Below are 2,382 nucleotides of genomic sequence, written 5' to 3'. Positions count from 1 at the left end.
GTAATATATAATTCATTTTAATTTTCTGGCATAAATTATTTGAGTTTTTAAAATATTTTTTTGTGCATATTGTGATAAAAATAATGAACCATGTCAGTATTTAAAAAGTTATATACCATATATTAAAAAGGAGGAAGAAAACTATGAAAATGAAACGTAAATTAGTAATGTCAACCGTTCTTGCAGCAACGTTAGCTACAGGAGTAATACCATCTACATCAGTGTTTGCTGCAGAAACAGAAGGTTCTATTCAGCAAGTGGAATCAAAAACTATTAATATTCAACCTTTTGGAAAGAATAATTTGGAGACAGCTGTTAATGCTGCGTTACATGGTCCTGAAGTAAAAAAACTAAAAATATTTGATCATGAATTTAATGTAAAAGAAGTAGAAGTAGCAAATCTAGGCGAAGGGAAGACATATGTTAAGGGAAAAATTTCTCATCATATAAGTTATCGCCCAGATGATCAATTTTATTATGAGTTTACAGTACAAGATGGAAAGGTAATAGATGGACCTAAATATAATATTGATAGGGGTGGTTTGACACCAGTTGCGGCTCCAATTTTATCAATTATTGCTGCGTATAATGGGATTCCCGTTAATCCAAATGATTTAAATACACTTGGTCAACAACTTGGAAGAATTATAGATGGAAGCTGGGAACAGGCAGCACAATCTATTGCCACTGTAGTTAGTTTAAGTTGTAAATAAGTGTGCGTAAACAATATACTCTATATTATGAGTTTTAGTGATATGATTTATTGCACGCCGAAAAACAGAAGTCTGGTTTAAGATTTCTGTTTTTTTACCATTTAGGTATTGATAAGTTATTAAGCAACATCAGTAAAAGAAAAAGGTATTGCTCATACAAGCGATGCCGAGTTATTTGCTAATTTCAAACAATAAACGAGCTCATCGTGGTGTCCTTTTTCGATTTCACCAGTTGCTTGAAACCGACTTTTTCATAGATTCGTTTTGCAGGTTCATTATCGTGGATTACTGATAAATAAATTTCTTTGCATTTGTACCGTTCACTCATTTCGGCAATCACTGCTTGTAAAGCGGGAACTCCATCCCCTTTTCCCTGATATTGATGTCCTAACATTAAGCTTATTAATTCGTATCTTTCATGTTCTTTTCTATAACCATAGGAAGTAAATCCAATTAAAGTGTGGTTGTCATAAATAGCTTTTGGAGTAAATTTATAAACTTGACAGACCCCAAGGAAAAAGGCGTTAGAACCGACCCACCGTTCAAAGATTTGAATGCGTTCTTCTTGGTCTTTATCTGATTTCAACTGAATAACATCCCAAAAATTTTCTTCTGTTGCCTCTACTAATTTTAGATTCATACTTCGCCTCTTTTCTCTATACTAAAAAGCCCCTTCTATATAAGAAGGAGCTTCCTTTCATTAAGCCGACTGCCTCTTAGCCTTCTCAAGTAAACTAGCCAAGATATGCGTACGATATGACTCTAGTTTTCTACCTTCATAAGTACGGATTCCTAATTTTTTTAGTTCGTGTACATACCAACCTTTGCTACCGAAATGCATATGATCGCTTCCTTTCTTGGTTTGGATGATTCTGAATATACTTTTGGAAGAAATGATGAATTTCCATAGGAAAATGGTTAACTTATTGATTAAAGACATATATACTAGAAGTAGCATATATTGAGGTGGACTGAACAGCGTGATTATTGAAAAACACGAAATTCAAATTGATCAGATAACGAGTGGGAAGGTCAATATTTTTACGTTTTATCGTAATAAGAAGCAAATTGACCACCCGTTTTTACAATTGCAGGAGCCTTCTCTGACTGCGAATTATTTTTTTCATTTTCATCTAGATGCGGAAAGTTTGCGTCTCTTGCATGAAGAGTTTCCAAGTATTTATCCGTACGATTCAAAAGAGAGCATTCAGCAGTGGACGGATAACATGAAGGATGAGTTAAAGCGCCTTATTCAAACAGGTATGTGGAATAAGCGCGTTCGATTTGGGAATCGAATTGTAGAAGTTGTGTTTCTGTGGTGTGAAGAAGATATAGTGTGAAAAAGAAGCGATGTGACGCTTCTTTTTTTTAGCGCTGGAATAAAACAAGCTTTCCGCTTGAAGATGTGCAGCGGTGCGTGTGCTCATACAATTGTTTTTCACGTAAAAGTGTTTCGCCTTTTGATTTTGCTTCTGTTTCTGTCGTAGCCTCAAATGATTCGTCTAATACTTTGGAACCGTCTTTTTCGAAAACTGTTAGTGTGTATACGCCCATAAAAATTCCCTCCAAAATAAATAATCAGAATGTTATAACTATTGTGTCATAAAATGAGCAATTATGCAAAAGAAATATGTGACATGAAGTGTTAAAATATATGCAAGTTAAAAAA

5 protein-coding genes are annotated in these 2,382 nt (G+C 34.2%); 2 read left to right on the top strand and 3 right to left on the bottom strand.

Features of this window, described 5'->3' with window-relative positions; genetic code table 11:
- Positions 1–143 precede the first annotated feature (143 nt).
- Positions 144–713: a methyltransferase gene (locus V7024_RS22810; protein ID WP_335524255.1), complete on the top strand. Its 570-nt coding sequence runs from the start codon at positions 144–146 to the stop codon at positions 711–713.
- 184 nt (positions 714–897) lie between these two features.
- Here V7024_RS22810 and V7024_RS22805 read toward each other — a convergent pair whose 3' ends face one another.
- Together V7024_RS22805 and V7024_RS22800 are read right to left on the bottom strand one after the other, a co-directional pair.
- Positions 898–1,353, bottom strand: coding sequence for a GNAT family N-acetyltransferase (locus tag V7024_RS22805; protein ID WP_335524253.1), 456 nt, complete (start codon positions 1,351–1,353; stop codon positions 898–900).
- Between the two features lie 60 nt (positions 1,354–1,413).
- Complete coding sequence (locus tag V7024_RS22800; RefSeq protein ID WP_098916842.1) at positions 1,414–1,554, bottom strand: YflJ family protein; 141 nt, start codon at positions 1,552–1,554, stop codon at positions 1,414–1,416.
- Positions 1,555–1,693: 139 nt separating this feature from the next.
- On the opposite strand from V7024_RS22800, the gene V7024_RS22795 reads away from it, so the two are divergent.
- A complete protein-coding gene (locus tag V7024_RS22795; protein ID WP_335524248.1) occupies positions 1,694–2,053 on the top strand; it encodes a hypothetical protein in 360 nt (119 codons plus the stop codon).
- A 28-nt stretch (positions 2,054–2,081) separates the two neighbouring features.
- Here V7024_RS22795 and V7024_RS22790 read toward each other — a convergent pair whose 3' ends face one another.
- The gene (locus V7024_RS22790; RefSeq protein ID WP_335524246.1) at positions 2,082–2,267 is read right to left on the bottom strand and encodes a YhzD family protein; all 186 of its coding nucleotides are present in this window, start codon (positions 2,265–2,267) and stop codon (positions 2,082–2,084) included.
- Between the last annotated feature and the right edge of the window lie 115 nt (positions 2,268–2,382).

The organism is Bacillus sp. JJ864 (genome assembly GCF_036963045.1).
GTDB lineage: Bacteria > Bacillota > Bacilli > Bacillales > Bacillaceae_G > Bacillus_A > Bacillus_A pseudomycoides_C.
Note: the sequence above shows the minus strand (reverse complement) of the source record. Positions and strands in the feature narration are given on the sequence as shown.

Coding starts and splice junctions, on each gene's coding strand:
- V7024_RS22810 (WP_335524255.1), top strand. CDS start 144: ATGAAAATGAAACGTAAATTAGTAATGTCAACCGTTCTTGCAGCAACG.
- V7024_RS22805 (WP_335524253.1), bottom strand. CDS start 1,353: ATGAATCTAAAATTAGTAGAGGCAACAGAAGAAAATTTTTGGGATGTT.
- V7024_RS22800 (WP_098916842.1), bottom strand. CDS start 1,554: ATGCATTTCGGTAGCAAAGGTTGGTATGTACACGAACTAAAAAAATTA.
- V7024_RS22790 (WP_335524246.1), bottom strand. CDS start 2,267: ATGGGCGTATACACACTAACAGTTTTCGAAAAAGACGGTTCCAAAGTA.